The organism is Nostoc sp. GT001, assembly GCF_030382115.1.
Lineage (GTDB): Bacteria > Cyanobacteriota > Cyanobacteriia > Cyanobacteriales > Nostocaceae > Nostoc.
On record NZ_JAUDRJ010000003.1, the window covers coordinates 5,258,276 to 5,278,607 of the forward strand.

A 20,332-nucleotide genomic window follows, 5' to 3' on the forward strand; every position below is an offset into this window, starting at 1 on the left:
CCAACTACGAACTTATTAAATAATATTTGACAGACTAGTTATGAAAACAGACTCTATTTTTTATCGTTGATTTCAAACTTTCCCCAGTGCTTTTTTTGAATTAATTAATCTGCAACCATCAGAAGCAAATGCATATAATTTCGCTTCAGTAGAATTAAAGCAAACAGCATTTCGCATTAATGGAGTCTTTCTTTCTGTTGCTGACACTAGTCATCAGCCGATTTATTTTGTAGAGGTTCAATTTCAAAAAGATAATGAATTTTATGCTCGTTTATTTTCAGAAATATTTCTGTATTTACGACTTTACGCACCTACTATAGATTGGCGAGCAGTAGTTATATTCCCTCGCCGTAGCCTTGAACCAACCCAAGTCCAACCTTATCGAGTCTTACTCGAAAGCCAACTTGTAACGAGGCTATATTTAAACGAGCTTGGAGAAGTAACTGAATATTCCTTGGGAGTTGGTATTATCAAACTAGTAGTTGTAAATAAAAAACAAACTCCCATATTAGTCAAAAATTTGATTACAAAGACACGTTCGGAATTGAGCGATAAAGCACTTCAAAAGAAAGTGCTAGATTTAATAGAAACAATTGTAGTTTACAAACTACCGCGTATCAGTCGTCAGGAGTTAATAAAAATGTTTGGACTCGGTGATTTTGATATTAAAACGACTAGACTTTATGATGAACTCAAGCAGGAAACAACTCTAGAGCTAGTCATGCGCCAGTTACGACGACGCATTGGTAATTTGAGTCCGCAATTGCAAGAGGGTATCAGCCAGTTATCTATCGAACAGCTTTAAAATCTAGCCGAGGCACTGTTGGATTTTTCCACAGAAGGAGATTTAGTTGCTTGGTTGCAAGACAATTTAACTCAAGCTTGAATTTTTGATGGACTGAATAAACATAGTAGGGCTAGCACTGCAATGCCCACCCTACCAGTAACTAAGGCTGTTGGCGTATCCTTTGCCAGACTGTAAAGCCCAAAAGCAGGATAATGCTACTGGCGGTTGTCAGCATTACAGCCAAACTCATACCTTGTATTCTCATCGCCAGCAAGTTGAAAACTAAGGTAATTGACCAAAGGGTAAACGCAGCATTGCGCTGGGAGAGTCCCCAAGCAAGTAAGCGGTGGTGCAGGTGGTCTTTGCCAGGAGTACTCAGAGGGTTATTTCCTGCTAGTAGCCGTCGCACAAATACTTGAGTGGTGTCTAGCACCGGCAATAATAGAAATAAAACCGTGGGAATTAGCGCATAAATTGTGTTTTGTTGCAGTTTTCCTAAAATACTAGTTGCCGCCAACACATAACCGAAAAAGTATGCTCCAGCATCACCCATAATAATGCGTGATGGATGGAAATTATGGCGCAAAAATCCTAGTGCAGCACCTCCCAAAGCTGCGAGGACTAAGATTGCCGCTGCACGATTGTTAAATTGAGCAGCAACGCCCAACAAACTCATGGCGGTAATAAAGCTAATTCCTCCTGCCAAGCCATCCATACCATCCATCAAATTGATGGCGTTGGTAATCCCTACTACCCATAGTACTGTTAGCAACATGGACAGAAGCGAGTCGATGGGAGTGCCAAACAGCACTTTGACGCTGATGCCATTAGCTACCAGCAAAAGTGCCGTGACAATTTGCGCCCACAATCGCACAGAGGGCGGTAAGCCAAATTGATCGTCAATAAAGCCCACAAGGACTAATATCGAACCCCCCAACAGAATAGTGAGCACCTGAGCCAATACGTTTTGGAGTTCGATCGGTCGTAAAAGGCTAGCTAATACCAGCGCGGCAATCACGCCCGCGTAGATAGCCAGCCCCCCTGCATTGGGTAAAGGTTCTCGGTTGAGTCGCCGGGCGTTGGGTTGGTCAGCCCAACCTACCCGCAAGGCGAATTTGCGTACTGTCGGAATTAAACGCCAAGTTACAAGCCAAGCCAAGAGGAACGTAAATACTACTGCCAACCAGCCAGTGCCGCTAGGGTCGGCAATACCAAGGGACTTAAGGGAGTTGTCTAGATTCATCTCCCAATTCAAGCATTACTGCCAGTATCTAATATGAGCATCACCTGTATATTAATCAATTTTTTTTATTTCCATTTGTAACTTGAGTAGGTTGAGAGATTAGCACTCTGGCGCTGTGAGTGCTAAATTGTCTAATGGAAGCGCTGGAGAAATAAAACATGGCGAAAATTATTGCATTTGACGAGGAATCTCGGAGAGCTCTAGAAAGGGGTGTTAACGCCCTTGCCGATGCTGTAAAAATCACCTTGGGGCCTAAAGGTCGCAATGTCCTTTTAGAGAAAAAATTTGGCGCACCTCAAATTGTCAACGATGGTATCACTGTTGCCAAGGAAATTGAATTAGAAGATCCTTTGGAAAATACTGGTGCAAGACTCATCCAGGAAGTAGCCTCAAAAACTAAAGATGTCGCTGGGGATGGTACAACCACCGCCACCGTTTTAGCACAAGCCTTAATTCGAGAAGGTTTGAAGAACGTCGCGGCAGGTAGTAACCCTGTTAGCTTGAGACGCGGGATCGACAAAACTATTGAGGCATTGGTAGAAGAAATTGCCAAAATAGCCAAGCCAGTAGAAGGAAGTGCGATCGCTCAAGTTGCCACTGTTTCTGCTGGTAACGATGAAGAAGTTGGCCAAATGTTAGCTCAAGCAATGGAAAAAGTCACCAAAGATGGTGTCATTACCGTTGAAGAATCTAAATCCCTCACAACTGAACTAGAAGTAGTTGAAGGGATGCAGATTGACAGGGGTTATATTTCTCCCTACTTCGTCACCAACAACGAACGGCAAATCGTCGAATTTGAAAACGCCCGAATCTTGGTGACAGATAAAAAAATCAGCAGCATCCAAGATTTAGTGCCGATTTTGGAAAAAGTTGCCCGTTCTGGTCAGCCTTTGCTAATTATTGCTGAAGATGTCGAAGGTGATGCTTTGGCAACTCTGGTGGTGAATAAAGCGCGGGGTGTACTGGCCGTAGCTGCAATTAAAGCACCTGGGTTTGGCGATCGCCGCAAAGCTTTGTTAGAAGATATTGCTATTCTCACCGATGGACAGTTGATTTCGGAAGAAATCGGCTTAAGCTTGGATACCGCTGCTTTAGAAGCACTGGGAACTGCCCGCAAAATCACCATTGACAAAGAAAGCACCACAATTGTCGCTGGCAGTGTCACCAAGCCAGAAGTACAAAAGCGGATTGGTCAAATTCGCAGACAGTTAGAAGAAACTGATTCTGAATACGATCAAGAAAAACTCCAAGAACGCATCGCCAAGCTCGCTGGCGGCGTGGCAGTGATTAAAGTGGGTGCGGCAACCGAAACCGAACTCAAAGACCGGAAACTGCGGATTGAAGACGCGCTGAACGCTACTAAAGCTGCTGTGGAAGAAGGTATTGTTCCTGGTGGTGGCACAACCTTGATTCACTTAGCTAAGGCGGTAGAAGCGATTAAAAAGACCTTGCAAAATGACGAAGAAAGAATTGGGGCTGATATTGTCGAACGAGCGCTAGAAGCCCCCTTGCGCCAAATAGCAGACAACGCTGGTGCGGAAGGTTCTGTGATTGTCTCGAAAGTTCGGGATAGCGACTTCAACATTGGCTACAACGCCGCTACTGGCGAATTTGAAGACTTGATTGCTGCTGGGATTATCGACCCTGCCAAAGTCGTGCGTTCAGCTTTGCAAAACGCTGGTTCCATTGCTGGTTTGGTCTTAACCACCGAAGCGATCGTTGTTGAAAAGCCAGAGAAGAAATCCGCTGCTCCTGCCCCTGATATGGGTGGTATGGGCGGTATGGGTGGCATGGGCGGCATGGGCGGCATGGGCGGCATGGGTATGTTCTAACTTCTGCTCATCCAGATAAATATTTTTTTAGCAGTTTGTCTTGCCAAGGCAAACTGTTTTTTTTGTAGCATTGCTGATTCAAAGGCAATATGCTATACCAATTCGTAATTTGTAATTCGTAATTCGTAATATTTAATCGGGCTGATGACCAAATTAGCAACTTAAATAATTGCTTAATTTAGAAATTACCGTCTTTATATTAATTTTTGTAAAAGGACGTGTAAGTTATTCTTATGTCCTTTGTTATTCACTAACAACAAATACAACTCTTGGAGAGGCTGCGCCCTAAGCGTAGATATGCCGCAGGCTTTACGACTAGGCTCAGTACAAGTAACAAATGACAAATGACTAATCACTATTAGGTAATATTGCATGGCACGAAAACTACGTCGTCTTCCTAAACTACTCACCAAGCTCTATGAAGATGAGTTCCATCACCAACCAGGGACTATACCTGGAACCATTTTTATTGATGCAGATGCTCCACCACCAATAATTTTTTTGATTGACTATAACCAAACCAATTTCATCCGCGAACAAATAGAAACTCCAGAGGAGTGTGTTCCCTATCTTGACGCAGAATCGGTTTCTTGGGTAGACGTGCAAGGTTTAGGTAGTCAAGATATATTACAACGATTGGGTAAAGTTTTTGAATTACATCCTCTAGTTTTAGAAGATATAGTCAATGTGCCAGAACGTCCCAAAACAGAGGATTATGAAGACCAATTGTTATTTATTGCTCGGATGGTAGTAGCAAAGGAAAAAATATGTGGTTTTTATAGCGAGCAAGTGAGTTTGATATTAGGAAAAAATTATCTGCTGACAGTCCAAGAAGAACCAGAACATGATTGTTTTGAAGGAGTGCGATCGCGAATTGAAAAAAATAAAGGTATCATCCGTAAACAAGGAGCAGATTATTTAGCTTACGCTGTGTTAGATGCAATTATTGATGGCTTTTTCCCCGTACTGGAGCTTTATGGTGAGCGAATTGAAGAGTTAGAAGAGGAGGTAGTAGTCAGACCTACCCCACAAACACTACAAAATATTTATCAAATTAGGCGAGAATTACTGCAACTACGTCGTGCTATCTGGCCCCAGAGGGATGCAATTAATTCCTTGATTCGAGATGGGAGTGAATTGATTAGTGAAGAAGTGCGAATCTACCTGCGAGATTGTTATGACCATACAGTGCAAGTGATGGATATGGTAGAAACTTACCGAGAATTAGCATCTGGATTAATGGATGTGTATCTTTCGGCAGTGAGTAATAAAATGAATGAAATCATGAAGGTGCTAACGATAGTTTCAACAATCTTTATCCCACTGACTTTTGTTGCAGGAATATATGGTATGAATTTCGATACGGAAAAATCGCCATATAATATGCCTGAATTGAATTGGTATTGGGGCTATCCACTTTGCTGGGCAGTAATGATAGCGATCGCAGTTAGTTTGCTATTCTTTTTTTGGCGAAGAGGGTGGCTACAAAATTCTGTAGTAATCAAGCGCAATTAAAAATTGTATATTAGCGATGAGTCAAATATATATTCATTAGCACCGGGAGTTAAGATTCTGAGTTATGAGGAGTAGCGACCAAAATTTAGTAGTTTTGACAATTTATATTATCGGTGTTTCATACGTTTTCAACCGCATGATTGAATCCATCGATGACCAAGTTAAATTTGAGTTTAAAAAAGGAACTGTTGACGAACAACTCAAAGAACACAATCTCGACGATAAAATTGGAATTTCCTTTAAACTCAAACCCTCATACCCAATTGACGATTTGAAAGATTTAGGAATTAGCATTGAAAATAAATCGGATAATGTTGCCGTATACGTTGACTGGGATAATAGTTCTTTAGTTGTTGAACATAGTAAGCAATCGCGCCGCGTAATTCGGAAATCACCAGACTTAACCCGCGACTTAGCAGTACCCCAAAGTCCTAGCCTGATTGCTCCCAAGAAAACACTTTCTGAAACAGTGACAGCAGAAGACGTTTTCGAGCGCGATCAAGTAGCTGGAACCTATTCAGCAAAAAAACCACTAATTGATATCAACGGGCTACAAAAAGGGCAAAAAAAGTTGTACAACGACTTTATTAATAGAAAAAAGGAGTTGGACTTTTCCCTGCAACTGGTGCTACGGATATCTGAAGTGCGTTTAGGTCTAGCCCCAGGTCGTGATTTTCCTCCCATTAGTATTATCAATTGTCCTTTCACAGTCAGGAAACTACCTTGGACTTACGCTCTACCTTGGAATAAAAAAAAGCAATAACATCTCAACATACTACGTCATCCAAGATTACACTGGATCTAAGGAGAGAGTAGGCGCAGGCGGTTGCAGATCAGTCATAGTTACTGGTTTGAGGAAAGTCCGGACTCCCGAAAGACCAAACTTGCTGGATAACGTCCAGTGCGAGCGATCGTGAGGATAGTGCCACAGAAAGATACCGCCAGATCAATTAAAAATTAAAAATTAAAAATCTAAAATGAGTAATTTTTAATTTTACATTTTTAATTGATCTGGTAAGGGTGCAAAGGTGCGGTAAGAGCGCACCAGCAGTATCGAGAGGTGCTGGCTCGGTAAACCCCGGTTGGGAGCAAGGCGATAGGAACTACGGTTGGTCTTTTACCAGTTCCGCTCAATGAGAGCCGCTTGAGGCGTTTGGTAACAAACGTCCCAGATAGATAACTGCCCTCGCAAGAGAACAGAACCCGGCTTATGTCCTGCTCTCTCCCCTCTAATGGAGTATGAACCTTTCACGGTTTGTACTCTATTATTTTTTGTATGGGTTTTATGCGATCGCTAATTCATCATCTAAGGGACTTCCAAATAAAAAAACATCCCAAATTTTCTTGTGGGATGGGTGTCCCCACCCGTCCCAGATTTAGGGCGCTCATGTTGCCATACGTGTCAACTTAAGCTATGAATGGCTTCACTGTTGGCTTCATCACCCGCCTAGAACTAAAGTTCCAGGCTAACAGCTCAAGTCATCTAAAGATGACTAAAGATTTTCCGGGATANTTTAGTCATCTAAAGATGACTTTTGCTATGAGCAAGGAACTTCAGTTCCTCGCGGGACATCGGTTTCACGTTAAGTTGACACCAATGTCATGTTGCCCACCCCACAAAATGGATAATTTATTTCTTGGAAGTCCCNNNAGTATTCCCAATATCTCTAATGCTGTATCCAAATACCATTTAACCCGATAGAGTCCAAACAGTTTCTCTTGACTGTACCGTGCTGGATACTCTAGTTTCCTCCCCTCCATCGTCACCTTGAGCAATGCTGACTGCTCTGGTGTCGGTGTTCCCATAGCTTCTAGCGCTTCTACTTGAGAGAATATGGGAGACTTCAATCCTTTATTTTCCGCTACTTGCTTGCAAGCTACAACAGGAAAAGTCAGGAGTGCATTAATATAGGATGCCTTATCAGCAGGGTTTCTTATTGCTTGGATGCCATACTGTATCAGACACAAATCACGTAATGCTCTCAAGCTTTTAACTTCTAATTCTGTGCGCGTAAACATAAAATAGAGTTACCTCTTGTAAAAGTGGGAATCGGTGGTGAACTAGTTTGCAAGACACGATCGCCACCGATATAAAACTCTATTCCGTTGTTAACATCGACTTAAAGCTATATTTACGTTTCTATATAAATGGCTAAAGCTAAGGGAAAACCTGAAAATTTTGGAAATCAACCAAGCAAGGAATTAACCGAACAATTAAATTTTCGTGTCACCAAGGAAATGAAGCAAGAAGTGAAAGCTAAAGACGATCCTCCTGAATTTTGCCGTCAAGCTATCCAAGAAAAGCTAGATAGAGAGAAGTAGCAAAAAGTTGTTAGAGTAATAGTCCAAGAGATTTAGATATACAAGTATAGATAGCTAGTTACCTTAGCTGCTCCCCTGCCCCCTTCCCCTTTTCACGTAATGCCCCTTGCCTATCCACGCCGTCAACGGCAACTCGAAAGTTTAGTCCAAAAATTAGGTTTGTCGCTAGAAGCACCTATAAAGTGGGAATTGCTGGATTTAGCGCTCACTCATCCCACTGTCTCTGATTCAGCAAATTATGAACAGCTAGAGTTTGTTGGCGATGCAGTGGTGCGCCTGGTGTCGGCTGTTGTGTTATGGGAAAATTATCCCGATTGTCCAGTAGGGGATTTTGCGGCAATTCGTTCGGTGTTGGTAAGCGATCGCATCCTCGCCCAATTGGCCAGAGTTTATGGTTTGGAGTTATACTTACTAGTCGCTGGCAGTGCTACCGCTGATAAAGTTGGTCTAGAGTCACGACTGGCAGATGCTTTTGAAGCAGTTCTGGGTGCGCTTTACTTAAGTACTCAAAATCTGGAATTGATTCGCTCTTGGCTAGATCCCCACTTCCAACAACTAACGACAGAAATTCGCCTCGATCCTGCCAGACTTAATTACAAAGCTGCTCTCCAAGAATGGACTCAGGCGCAATTTAAAGTTTTACCAGAATATCGTGTTGTGGAAGTCACTCAACCGCACCGTAATCAAGAACGTTTTATGGCTGAAGTGTGGCTGCACGGAAATAAACTCGGAGAAGGTAAAGGGCGATCGATCAAAACTGCTGAACAAGCCGCAGCTAAGGTGGCTTTTTTAGCAATACCTAACCCGCAAATACCCTGAGCTTAAAATAAGAGCAATTAGCCGATAATCAGTTGATTGTTAGTGGTCATTTGTCCCTAGTACTTTGTATACAAATGACAAATGACAAATAACTAATGACAAATGATAAATGACAAATGACAAACCAAATTAAAATTGCTGTTATCGGAGTTGGGCGTTGGGGAGTGCATCTGCTGCGGAATTTCTTAGCACATCCTCAAGTAGATGTAGTTGCTGTAGTAGATCCCCATCCAGAACGATTAGCGGCGGTTAAACAGCAGTTTAATTTAGATGAAAATGTAATATTGACAACCCAGTGGGAAGATTTAAAAAAAGTGCCAGGGTTGACAGGGGTGGCGATCGCAACTCCTGCCATCACCCACTATGCTTTAATTAAAGACTCTCTACAAGAGGGATACCATGTTTTAGCAGAAAAACCCCTAACTCTTGATCCCGCAGAATGTCGGGAACTTTGCCAGTTAGCAGAGCAGCATCATTTAATACTCATGGTTGACCACACTTATTTATTTCATCCAGCAGTTGAGCAAGGGCAAAGTGTAGTACAAGCGGGTAAATTAGGTGATTTACGCTATGGCTACGCGACACGCACCCATTTAGGGCCTGTTCGGCAAGATGTTGATGCGCTGTGGGATTTAGCTATTCACGATATTGCTATCTTTAACGCTTGGCTGGGTCAGATTCCTGTGAAAGTACAAGCTACGGGTACGGTGTGGCTACAGGGAGCAGCACTTCGACTACGCTCAGTTACCGGGGAGCAAGGGAGCAAGGGAGCAGAGGAGAAGAAAGATATAAATTCTCCTCTGCCTCAAGGTTTGGCCGATCTGGTATGGTTGACACTGACATACCCAGATGGCTTTCAAGCTTATATTCATTTGTGTTGGTTAAATCCTGATAAGCAGCGACGGCTGGGGATTGTAGGTAGCCTTGGTAGTTTGATTTTTGATGAAATGTCGCAATTATCACCTCTAACGCTGCTGCATGGGGAGTTTGAACAGCAGGGTAATAATTTTATTCCGGTAAATCAAAAGCAGATAGTGCTGGAATTAGAGCCAGGGGAACCATTGGGGCGAGTTTGCTCTTGTTTTGTTGACTCTATCTTCAACAATACTCCCTCAGAGATTTCGTCTGGCTGGGTAGGCACACAGTTAGTAGAAATTCTTGCTGCTCTGACAGTATCTCTTGAACAAGGCGGCAAACCTGTTTTTCTAAACAACTGCTCTCAAGTCTAATTTTCCCCTGAGAATAACCGCCTAATACTGTTCGGTTAGGGACTTCCAGAAAATAAATTATCCAATTTACTCAGATAATATTTTTCTTTCTCCCCCTGCCCCCTGCCCCCGGTTACTGAGCGTAGTCGTTGGCGCAGCCTCTCGTAGAGAAGTATGCTCCCCTGCCTAGACAGCGATGGGATATTTTTTTAGTTGGAAGTCCCTTAAGGCAAGAGACGCGATAAACGCCGTCTTTACAAGAATCAGCCCTTTGTAGAGACGGCGATTTATCGCGTCTTTGCGATCGCAGATCGCATTGAATAACAACACCTCTAGAATTTATTTTAAATCCAGATAATCAAGAATTCAACTTGGAACTTCCACAAAACACCAATATTTATATTACCTTAGCCAAAGCTGCCAAATATGAAACAGAACAATGGTTTAGAGGCAAGATAGAAACCAAAAATGTTCAGTTTATAGATGTGGATAGAAATGGCAGCGATCTCAGAGATGATTTAGATGTTTCTACTATTGTCGAAGGCAAAATTCGCATGGTAGGGCAGGAACAAGAAATTAAACAAAATCAATTTCTCATGGGAGAAAACCCTGATATTCCTTTAAATATTCAACTAATACGCCATCTGCAAATTGTTCCCAAAAAAGGCATAGAAGCCCGCTTCTCTGGCAGAACTAAACAGATTCAAATCGGTCTAGATCAAGATTTTCCCGTTTCCAGAATCCAGGGTAGCTGGTTAGATGGCGTTTTACCTCGTGATGCAATTATTGCGCTATTCTCTTTTGGGGCTGCTACGATTCCTAATCTTGTATCTTGGTTATTTAGTAACGCTTCTCAATCTAGATCGAAACCATAGAGTTAGGAGTTAGGAAATTAGAGTCTAGCAAGGATTACCTTTCAAAAGTCCCATTCACACAAACTCCTCCTTTTGGAAGACTTACCAAAATAGTTTGCAAGGGCGAAAGACGAATCTCGCAAGTCTCATTTCCAAATAGCAACTGGGACTTCGGGAACTTTTCTTTGTCTACCTCTACTTTCACAGATTTGTTGATTGCCAAAGAAGAACTTCCTCCAGACTCCTGTAGGTTGGGGTAGCGGCTTGCCTTTACTGGCTCATTCGCAGAGGAGAATCCCAAATCCCCGACATTTGCTTCTTTATTTGGAACAGCTAACAGCGAGATATCAATCAAAGGTAAGGTAATTTTCAGTGTCGTACCTTGATAAAGTCCCGCACTCTCAAGAGTAATACTGCCTCCCATGAGTTCGATTAAGTTTCGTGAAATTGCTAGTCCCAGTCCAGTACCTTCAAACTGACGTGTCGTAGTGCCATTCACCATTACAAAGGGGCGAAATAGTTTGTGCTGTTGAGTCGGATCGATGCCTATACCTGTATCTTTGACAGCTACTACCACCTGAGATTTACCATTACTAGATTGAATTTCTGTAGCAATGGTGATGCTTCCGGTGTCGGTGAACTTAGTGGCGTTGCCGATAACATTAATCAGCACTTGCTTCAGTTTGCCCGCGTCTGCCTTAATTGGTATCACTTTGGAAGCTAACTCACATTTCAATTGCAAGCCCTTTTGTTGGACATTAACTGATTGTAAATTAATTACCTCTAACAATAGTTGTCGGAGGTCAATAGGCGTGGAAACAACTGAAAGCTTACCTGCTTCGATTTTAGAAATGTCGAGTAAATCATTAATAATACCTAACAAGTGAATCGTTGTTTCATCGGCACGTTTGAGAAACTCCATTTCTTCTTCCCGGTCATCACATAAGCCTTCTTCAACCAGGCGAATACAGTTAATAATAATATTTAATGGGTTTCTCAATTCATGGGAAGTCGTAGCCAAAAACTGGCTTTTAATTTGGTTAGCGCTTTTTGCTTCTTTCCAAGCTATTTCTAATTCTTCCGATCCAGCTTTCAGCCGTTCTACCATTTGGTCTAATGCTTGGGCCAGTTGATTGAATTCCCGAATTTGAAAATTGTGCGGAACTGGTTGTGCGGCATGGTGAGAGTGAATATTGAGAGCATAGTCTCGCAATTCTTCTACAGGACGGGCCAAGTAAGGAGCTAAGTATAAAGATGCTAACAAACTTGCACCAATCAAACCAACTGTCAAAACAATGAGAATTAATTTGATTTCCTCTAAACCAAAAAGCGCATTATCGACACTAGTAACAGCTAAAATTATCCATTTTTGCTGCTGCTCTTGAGTGAGTGGATTTGCAATAGCTGTATAGCCAGCTACTAATTCTTCTCCCTGTGTAAAAGACAAATTTATCGAATCATTTTTTCCCGTAATTGCATTTTTAATTATGCTCTTGATTTGGGAAGCATGAGGGTGCTGATTGATATTAGTTCCCACCCAATCGGTGAATGGGTGTGCCAAAATTGTTCCATCTTCAGCAATTACTACCATAGCGCCCGTGAGCGATCCCGGCGGATTTCTGGTTTGTTGGTACAATGCAGACTGAATACTTAAACTGTAAACTGAACTTCTTCGGCTATCGAAGATTGGTGCAGATAGAACTATTTGCAGTTGATTTTGTGTATTTCTTTTCCCAGTCATTCCTGCTTTTGGCGGGAAGATTGCTTTGACATTAATTCCGTCACTAGGGAAGGGTAATCTCAATTCTCCAATAGCTTGATCCCCACAGCTACTGGCAACTATTTTCTGGTTTTGCAGATCCGTTAATTGGATGCACTCAATACTGGCTGGAAGTTGTTGCTTTAACTGCTTGAGAAGTTCTTGCTCTTGTATAGGTGAATCCGACGGAATAACCGTTGTTTTACTTACACTCTGCAAATTAGCTTTTAAGATTGCGATCGCATCACCAATTCTCTCCCCTTTGCTGATGGCACTTTCTGTTAAATTTTGCCGTGCAGTTCTCAATATACTAGTACGTGCCTTATTCAAGGCAACAATTTCCCCTACAAGTAAAACTGGAACAAACAGCAGCAATATTCTCGTTACTAAAATTCGACGAAAGGAAGATTGGCGGGAATTAGTCATCAAGTGTCTCACTTTGCACCTGCAATCTACAACACCAAAGATATGCAATTAAACCAGCTAGATGAGACATTTTATTAAATTATCAGAATTTTATTTTCAATGTTTAAAAATAACAAATTGCTATAATTCAAAAAGAAACGTGGTATACCAAACCTCGTATATGCTAAATGTAGAAGCGATTTGTGTTGCATATCAATACAGTGGTGAAATGATAAAATAGTAGCTTGCAGGTATGGTTTTTTTGAGAATCTACATACGACTAAAGAAAATCTTAAAACTATCAAATCTATTTAATGTTACAACATCGTCCTCATACTACAGTTGTTTTAGCAATGAGTGCAGATGGCAAGATATCAGATTTTAAGCGATCGCCTGCTCGGTTCGGCTCAAAGGTTGATAAAGCACACTTAGAAAAACAAATTGCTGCCTCTGATGCCGTTTTATTCGGTGCTGGTACTCTGGACGCATACGGAACAACACTTACTGTAACCGATCCAACTCTAGTGCAACTCCGGGCACAAGGAGGGAAGCCTCAGCAACCAGTTCATATAGTGATTACAAACTCTGCAAACCTTAATCCGGAAATTCACTTTTTTAAGCAACCAGTTAGACGCTGGCTACTCACGACAACAGCAGGAGAATTTTCGTGGAAAGAACGCTTACAGACGCTTCACTCAACGTTGGGAATCGGAGTACAGGAGTACCCTTCAGAATTTGAGAAGATTCTGGTTTTTGAAACACCAACGCTAGAAATTGACATTCCCGCAGCTTTAAAGTATCTAGCCACTCTACATATAACACGCTTGGCGATCTTGGGTGGAGGTGAATTAGTCGCTTCTTTGCTGGAATTAGACTTAATTGATGAATTATGGCTAACTGTCTGTCCGCTGATTTTAGGTGGTAATACTGCACCCACACCGGTCGAAGGGAAAGGATTTTTACCTGATTTGGCTCCCAAGTTACAACTCATAGAAGTTCATACAGTTGAGCAAGAAGTGTTTTTGCACTATCGTCTGCAACGACCAGCAGATTAGATTACGCTAAGTTAAGTTATTTATTGGACATTGGGCATTGGGGATTGGGCATTGGGCATAGAGAAGAGACAAGGTAGACAAGGAAGAGGGGGGAGACAAGGGAGAGACTTGTTCAATAATTTCCCCTTGTCTCCCTTGTCCCCCTTGTCTCCTCTGCCCCCCTGCTCCCCACTGCCCGCTCCCCACTCCCTACTCCCTACTCCTCTAAGATGGTGGAACAACTTAAGCCTCGCTATTCTGTCGTTTGGACGAACAAAATCGCTGAAGTACCCCAAAATGCTTGGAATGCTTTGGCAATGCCACTCAAAACGCCATTTTTAGAATGGGAGTGGCTGAATAATCTCGAAACTTCCCAGAGTGTTACGGCTAAAACTGGTTGGTTGCCAAATCACTTGACATTGTGGCGAGATAAAACGCTGATTGCTGCTGCGCCACTCTATCTTAAAGGACATAGTTCTGGTGAATTTGTTTTCGATCACCAATGGGCAGAGTTAGCCGATCGCATCGGAGTCCAATATTACCCAAAATTGCTGGGAATGACACCATTTACGCCAGCAGAAGGTTATCGCTTCTTAATCGCCCCAGGAGAAGACGAGGATGAAATCACAGCGCTGATGGTGCATGAAATTGACACTTTTTGCTCCAAAAACCGGATTTCTGGGTGTCATTTTCTCTACGTCGATCCCCAATGGCGGCCGATGCTGGAACGGCATGGCTTTACAACTTGGCTGCACCACAGCTATATATGGGAAAATGCTGGTTTTAAAACTTTTGATGATTACTTGAAGGTGTTTAACGCCAATCAACGCCGCAATATCAAGCGGGAACGCAAAGCTGTGGAGAAAGCAGGTTTACGATTGCAACCACTGAGTGGCGATCAAATACCTCAGTCTTTGTTTCCCTTGATGCACCAATTCTATGCTGACACCTGTGATAAGTTTGGCTGGTGGGGTAGCAAGTATCTCACACGGAGATTTTTTGAGCAGCTACACACCGATTATCGCCATCGAGTCTTGTTTGTTGCCGCATATAGCGAGGAAGATAATTCTCATCCTTTAGGAATGTCTTTTTGTTTATTTAAAGATGACAAACTCTATGGACGCTATTGGGGGAGTTTTCAAGAAATAGATTGCTTACATTTTGATGCTTGTTATTATGCACCGATTGAGTGGGCGATCGCTAACAATATCCAAATTTTTGATCCTGGCGCGGGTGGACGACATAAAAAACGCCGTGGTTTCCCCGCTATGCCCAATCACAGTTTGCACCGCTTTTACAATAATCGTTTAGGACAAATTATCCGTCCCTATATTAAGGAAGTGAACCAACTCGAACAGCAGCAGATTGAGGCAATTAATGCAGAGTTGCCATTTAGTAACCGAGATTCTTAAAAGTTTGCCAAGGCAGAGGGTAAAGGACGAATTACACTTGAGATAGAGTGTAAAACCCTGAAAAAAGAAAATTTCTTTTTATAATGCTTATGGATTTAATACTTGAAGATTTAGCCGCAATTGATGATAAACTTTCCCAGCGTCATATTGACCTCGATCCCGGTGGATATTTCATTATTTACTTAGATCGAGATGCAGGATTAATTTATGCCAAGCATTTTACAAATGTGATTGACGATCGCGGTTTAGCTGTCGATCCCGAAACGGGAAAGGTTATTCCAGCGCGAGAAAAGGTAGAACGAACTCATACAACAGTTTTTAGCGCGAGGACGGCGAAAGAACTTTGCGTGAAAATTTTTGAAGAAACTCAGCCCACTTTGGTAACTCAATTAGATCATGCAGCTTATTTAGGTCGAGAATTTGTCCGGGCTGAGGTAGCTTTAGTTACACGGCAAGAGTATGTTCAAGATTAAAGTTAGGAGTGAGGAGTTAAAAATTAAGAGTTACAAATTCCTAACTCCTAACTCCTAACTCCTAACTCCCGCATTACCCATTAGAAGAGGGCTGATTTATCTGATAGATATAGTAAGTTGCCATTGGGATAACAGTGGCAGCAATTAACAATCCTACTACCCAAGCAGTAGCGTTACCTTGGTTGGTTTCTTCTGCTTTCTTGTAAGTGCCTCCAACCTGCACATTGTCAGTTATTTTGGGTGGCCCTGGATCGGTTTTGCCAGAGAGAACGGCGACAAGGCGATCGCTTGCATCAAGAAATGCCTGATTGTATTTGTCACCATTGCGTAACGGCACACTTACTGTCTCAGTAGCGACACTCTCGGCAATAGAGTCAGTAAGTATTGGCTTGACTTGATCCCCAGTAATAATGGCAGTACCATTGGTAACTGTATCAAGAACCAATAAGGTTTGATTAGCTTGGGCTGCTTTTGTCGGAAACCATTTTTCAAACAGTTCTTTAGTAAAGCTTTCTGGTGTTTCCCCGTAGTCGAGGCGGCGAACAGTAACAATTCTTACTTCCTTATCTGTTTGCTTTGCCAAATCCTTAAAAGCGCTACTAATCTTGCCTTCATTCAGACGGCTGATGACTTCGCCTTGATCCAAAACCCAAGTGTCATTCCCTGCTGTCAGGCTGGGTATTTGATATACACCTGTGGCTAAAGCAGGTGTAGCAAACAGTGAGGCTGCGAAAATAACCGTCACCAAAGGTAGAATTAGCCGTATGAGGTGTTTTTGACTGCTAAAAACTTGTTTGAGGAGCTGTTTCATCGTGTGATCCCTAAGACAGACTTGCACCAAAAATACTACAGAACCACTGCAAAAATCACCTCGTTCCCGATTTTCTTCAGTGTAAAATTTCTGATATTCCCAGCAAATATGTATATTGTACGGGATTTTTGATTACACAAACTTGTTCTGAAGCGGTTGCAAGCATTAACCTGACGCTAAACCCCTTACTATTCATAAGAAATACCGCCATTTTGGGAATTAACCCAAATGCTGAGGGCGGAATTTGCAAACCATCTAGAAATCATATCGCATGATTTCTATTTTGGTTCAGCAACGCCATATTTTTTCATATCTGCGAGTAGCTTTTCCTGCCATACTCAATTAGATATATGAATGAAAAAGAATGTCAAGACGTTATCCTGCTACCTCTCTACAAGGGTTCTGGACAATGCATATTTAATTTACATACAGCAGATTTCAAGTAGGCGAGGTAGACAAGCTAAGTCTGTTACCCAGGTATAAAGCGGATTTTATATCATGTCCGCTTGATTGCTTATTAAACCCGAAGAACCCCACCCCGCCAAAGCTACGCTTTGTCTCCCCTCCCGAAGAGCGGGGAGAGGGGATTAAGGGGAGCCAGTGCGGTCTTCTCCCAAGGGGAGACGCCAAGGGCGATGGGGTCTCCCCAAGTGGAGCATCTGGCGTGTGGGGTGTAATGACTGCGGTTAGCATAACTAATTACGCGGACATGATATTGCCTGATTTAGAGGCTCTGCCTCCTGTCAGACTCAATGAATGCGTTCCCAGGCTCCGCCTGGTAAATGCTGCTGTAGATGTCTATGTGATGGTTGATATCTGCATTTTTTTGATATTTTAGCTAAATCAATATCATATATACATGACTATACTTTTAACTAACGACGATGGCATTGATGCCCCTGGTATCCAAGCGCTGCTGAAAGCTGTAAACGGCAAAAATTCTATTATCGCGGCTCCTGCCGATCATCAGTCTGGCTGTGGACATCAAGTTACTACTACTCGTGCTATCAACCTCCAGCGACGTTCTGAGACTGAGTATGCGATCGCAGGTACTCCCGCTGATTGCGTGAGAATTGCAATAACACAAATTCACGCAGATGTCAAATTTGTACTTTCAGGTATCAACGCTGGGGGCAACTTGGGAGTCGATGCCTATATTTCTGGCACAGTGGCTGCTGTGCGGGAAGCAGCGATGCATGGGATTCCCGGAGTTGCCATTTCTCAGTATCGCAAAGCCAAACAGGATTTTGATTGGGATCTGGCTGCCAAATTCACTGCTGAAGTTTTAGCGGATTTACTCAAGCGTCCCTTAGAACCGGGAAGTTTTTGGAATGTGAATCTGCCGCATCTGCAACCAGGAGAACCAGATCCTAATGTGGTATTTTGCCAAGCTTGTACCAAACCTTTGCCCGTTAACTATCGAATTGAAGGTGATGATTTTTATTATGTAGGGGAATATGGCAAACGCGATCGCACTCCTGGCAGCGATGTAGATGTATGTTTTTCTGGTAATATCGCCGTCACCCAGTTAAGAGTTTGACATTAGCCATCAGTTACTAGTTAGGTCACAGCGCCTTAAAGTAGCTTAAAGTAGAGATTGCATACAAAAAAGCCCAGTCATTTCTAACTGGGCTTTAGCTATCTCAATTATTTAGCCAAGTTTTACAAGCTGATTTTGGACAATAATTCTTTCAAACTGATTTGATTGCTGAAAGCTGCGAAAGAAAATACGTAACTTCTGTCCCTGAACTGTGAAAAAATGGACATTAATTTGCGAATTGCGACATTTAATGTGCGAACTACAACAAATGGAGAATAACGGATTCGAACCGATGGCCTCTGCGGTGCGATCGCAGCACTCTACCAACTGAGCTAATTCCCCTTAATCGGTATTAAGTCAAGAGTAATATTACTCATTAACTCAAGACATTATCACCATAGATTATTCTAACATTCTGTTACCGATGGTTGAGGCTGTTTTTGGGAATAAACTTTTTGCACCCGTTCTAGTTCCAAATCACTGAGATAATCAACAGTCCAGTTACAGCAGCGTTGGAGCATGTGGAATGGGTAAGTATTCGCTACACCAACAACTTGCATTTGCGATCGCTTCGCGGCTTCGATGCCTGCTGGAGTATCTTCAATTGCCAGACACTCGTGTGGTTGAAGATTCAAGTCGGGATATTCTTTATTTAGGCGTTTTACTGCCAGTAAATAACCATCGGGTTCTGGTTTACTGGTGGTGATGTCATCACCCGCGACGATAATTTTAAAATGTTCGTCTAGTTTAGCGCGATTCAGTACCAATTCTATTTCTTTGCGAATCGCGCCACTAACTAATCCTAGTTTCAGATTCCGCGATCGCACCTGAAATATTAAGTCTTCTACACCTGGATATAAAGGCAGTTTCTTTATTTTTTCTAGTTCCACCGTATAAGCTTGGGCTTTGCGGTACAGCAACTGAGTTAAATAGTTTTCATTGGCTACTCTACCACGATTAGCGAGTAGTTGTTGAAAACAAGCGCGATCGCTGCGTCCTAAAGAAGCTTGACGCTCACTTACTTTTTGGGGTTGGAGATTTTCTTCAATGAGAATCTCATCTATCAGTTGCAGGTGGATTGGCTCATCATTAATGATGACACCATTAAAATCAAAGAGAACTGCCTTTAAACTCATGCCCTTATGCCAAACGCTGGAGAACCAAGTCCCTCCAAATCATTATTATCTACCGATGTGGGAGTATAATGACGGACATTTTCGGTTGCTATTGGTTTTATGCCGCTAGTTACCTGATTTATCCACCATACATCCTGCGATCGCACTGCTTCAAATCCGGCCGCACCCATATTCGCTTCTGTACTACTAGCAGCATACTCACGAATATATGGCTCCTCAAAAACATCATTGAGCCATTCTAACTGACGCAGAGTCTTCTGATTCCCATCTAGAATTAATACTTGTCCTCCAGTTACCAGCAACCGGAAGCTTTCTCGCAGAATTGCTAGAGACACCGCATCTGGTGTTTCATGGAATAGTAAAGAAGCGGTTACTAAGTCAAATGTTGCATCCTTCCAACCAGTTTTTTCAGCATTTCCGTGTCGCCAGACTATTTCCAAGCCAGCATTTCTAGCTTTGTCTTCCGCCCTTACCAGCATATAGGGTGATAAATCCAAACCAATAACTTCCGCTTCGGGGAAAGCCTGTTTTAACATTAAGGTAGTGGAACCTGTGCCGCAGCCTAAATCAAGTATGCGTCGTGGTTTCACCTGCACAGCATCAACTAAAGCTTGACGGACAATACCTTCATTAGGCGGTATAACGTATTGAGTAATCGGATCGTAAGTAACTGCTGCATCGGAATTGAGATATCCGCCAGCAATCCCGTGAAAGTTTTGATTACTGTAGTACGACGGAATTATGACATCATCTCGTCGATAGCGATCGCTCTCTTTTTCCCAATTAATACTATCAGCGTAACGCCGTAACCCATCTTCATCAATCAAAAGACGCACTACAGGGGATAAAAAACGTTCCCAGATTGTATCTTGACGGACTGCCATATTGTGTCAGAACTTTAAGGGGCTATTTAAACAAAGTTATTTTCTTTACAAATTTTAATACATCTGGGAAGTATCTGCTTTCTCTCTGTGGTGATAGGTTGACGACTGTAACTCAAAGCGCTACACTTATGCTACAAAAATATAACTCCTAAAAGTAGTTCTTCAGCTTCACGAAAATTGAGGGAGCCAGATGAAAGACAATACAACATTTAAATTGCTACAACTAACTAGGTAATGGGTTATATGTCATACCGATAATTAACAGTGCCCAATACCCAATCCAAACTCTAAAATTTAA

At 42.3% G+C, this 20,332-nt stretch carries 16 protein-coding genes, 1 tRNA gene, 1 other RNA gene and 1 pseudogene; 13 read left to right on the plus strand and 6 right to left on the minus strand.

The features are described from left to right. Window positions 1-82 precede the first annotated feature (82 nt). A pseudogene (locus QUD05_RS25140) lies at window positions 83-886 on the plus strand (Rpn family recombination-promoting nuclease/putative transposase); the annotation flags it as partial. 61 nt (window positions 887-947) lie between these two features. Here QUD05_RS25140 and QUD05_RS25145 read toward each other — a convergent pair. Further along, window positions 948-2,030 carry an MraY family glycosyltransferase gene (locus tag QUD05_RS25145; protein ID WP_289798470.1) on the minus strand — a complete coding sequence of 361 codons (1,083 nt, stop codon included), beginning with the start codon at window positions 2,028-2,030 and terminating at the stop codon, window positions 948-950. 158 nt (window positions 2,031-2,188) lie between these two features. On the opposite strand from QUD05_RS25145, the gene groL reads away from it, so the two are divergent. The 8 genes from groL to QUD05_RS25185 all read left to right on the plus strand — a co-directional run bounded on the left by groL (window position 2,189) and on the right by QUD05_RS25185 (window position 10,601). Beyond that, window positions 2,189-3,862, plus strand: coding sequence for a chaperonin GroEL (groL, locus tag QUD05_RS25150; RefSeq protein ID WP_069068951.1), 1,674 nt, complete (start codon window positions 2,189-2,191; stop codon window positions 3,860-3,862). 372 nt (window positions 3,863-4,234) lie between these two features. Next, entirely contained in the window at window positions 4,235-5,377 is a 1,143-nt protein-coding gene (corA, locus tag QUD05_RS25155; protein ID WP_289798471.1) for a magnesium/cobalt transporter CorA, read from the plus strand. 64 nt (window positions 5,378-5,441) lie between these two features. Continuing rightward, complete coding sequence (locus tag QUD05_RS25160; protein ID WP_289798472.1) at window positions 5,442-6,140, plus strand: hypothetical protein; 699 nt, start codon at window positions 5,442-5,444, stop codon at window positions 6,138-6,140. 46 nt (window positions 6,141-6,186) lie between these two features. Next, window positions 6,187-6,603, plus strand: an RNA gene (gene rnpB / locus QUD05_RS25165) — RNase P RNA component class A. Between the two features lie 922 nt (window positions 6,604-7,525). Continuing rightward, on the plus strand, window positions 7,526-7,699 hold the full coding sequence (locus QUD05_RS25170) for a hypothetical protein (protein ID WP_289798473.1): 174 nt from the start codon (window positions 7,526-7,528) through the stop codon (window positions 7,697-7,699). 99 nt (window positions 7,700-7,798) lie between these two features. Then, a complete protein-coding gene (gene rnc / locus QUD05_RS25175; protein WP_289798474.1) occupies window positions 7,799-8,518 on the plus strand; it encodes a ribonuclease III in 720 nt (239 codons plus the stop codon). Window positions 8,519-8,634: 116 nt separating this feature from the next. Continuing rightward, entirely contained in the window at window positions 8,635-9,747 is a 1,113-nt protein-coding gene (locus QUD05_RS25180; RefSeq protein WP_289798475.1) for a Gfo/Idh/MocA family protein, read from the plus strand. A 350-nt stretch (window positions 9,748-10,097) separates the two neighbouring features. After that, complete coding sequence (locus tag QUD05_RS25185) at window positions 10,098-10,601, plus strand: hypothetical protein (protein WP_289798476.1); 504 nt, start codon at window positions 10,098-10,100, stop codon at window positions 10,599-10,601. A 34-nt stretch (window positions 10,602-10,635) separates the two neighbouring features. Here the strand turns inward: QUD05_RS25185 and QUD05_RS25190 are convergent, their stop codons facing one another. After that, window positions 10,636-12,765 (minus strand): ATP-binding protein, encoded by a 2,130-nt coding sequence (locus tag QUD05_RS25190; protein WP_289798477.1) that lies wholly within the window; start codon window positions 12,763-12,765, stop codon window positions 10,636-10,638. Between the two features lie 293 nt (window positions 12,766-13,058). On the opposite strand from QUD05_RS25190, the gene QUD05_RS25195 reads away from it, so the two are divergent. The 3 genes from QUD05_RS25195 to QUD05_RS25205 all read left to right on the plus strand — a co-directional run bounded on the left by QUD05_RS25195 (window position 13,059) and on the right by QUD05_RS25205 (window position 15,663). Continuing rightward, on the plus strand, window positions 13,059-13,799 hold the full coding sequence (locus QUD05_RS25195; protein ID WP_289798478.1) for a RibD family protein: 741 nt from the start codon (window positions 13,059-13,061) through the stop codon (window positions 13,797-13,799). A 209-nt stretch (window positions 13,800-14,008) separates the two neighbouring features. After that, complete coding sequence (locus QUD05_RS25200; protein ID WP_289798479.1) at window positions 14,009-15,190, plus strand: GNAT family N-acetyltransferase; 1,182 nt, start codon at window positions 14,009-14,011, stop codon at window positions 15,188-15,190. 89 nt (window positions 15,191-15,279) lie between these two features. Further along, window positions 15,280-15,663, plus strand: a complete 384-nt coding sequence (locus QUD05_RS25205) for a DUF4346 domain-containing protein (RefSeq protein WP_289798480.1) — start codon at window positions 15,280-15,282, stop codon at window positions 15,661-15,663. 73 nt (window positions 15,664-15,736) lie between these two features. Here QUD05_RS25205 and psb32 read toward each other — a convergent pair whose 3' ends face one another. After that, window positions 15,737-16,474: a photosystem II repair protein Psb32 gene (gene psb32 / locus QUD05_RS25210; RefSeq protein ID WP_289798481.1), complete on the minus strand. Its 738-nt coding sequence runs from the start codon at window positions 16,472-16,474 to the stop codon at window positions 15,737-15,739. An 859-nt stretch (window positions 16,475-17,333) separates the two neighbouring features. Here psb32 and surE point away from each other — a divergent pair. Then, window positions 17,334-18,014, plus strand: coding sequence for a 5'/3'-nucleotidase SurE (surE, locus tag QUD05_RS25215; RefSeq protein WP_289798482.1), 681 nt, complete (start codon window positions 17,334-17,336; stop codon window positions 18,012-18,014). Between the two features lie 269 nt (window positions 18,015-18,283). Here the strand turns inward: surE and QUD05_RS25220 are convergent. The 3 genes from QUD05_RS25220 to QUD05_RS25230 form a co-directional block, all read right to left on the minus strand. Further along, window positions 18,284-18,356: transfer RNA gene (locus QUD05_RS25220), tRNA-Ala, on the minus strand. A 65-nt stretch (window positions 18,357-18,421) separates the two neighbouring features. Beyond that, a complete protein-coding gene (locus QUD05_RS25225; protein ID WP_289798483.1) occupies window positions 18,422-19,150 on the minus strand; it encodes an HAD family hydrolase in 729 nt (242 codons plus the stop codon). Then, the gene (locus QUD05_RS25230) at window positions 19,147-20,034 is read right to left on the minus strand and encodes a class I SAM-dependent methyltransferase (protein WP_289798484.1); all 888 of its coding nucleotides are present in this window, start codon (window positions 20,032-20,034) and stop codon (window positions 19,147-19,149) included. The genes QUD05_RS25225 and QUD05_RS25230 overlap by 4 nt, the downstream gene beginning before the upstream one ends. Window positions 20,035-20,332 lie beyond the last annotated feature (298 nt).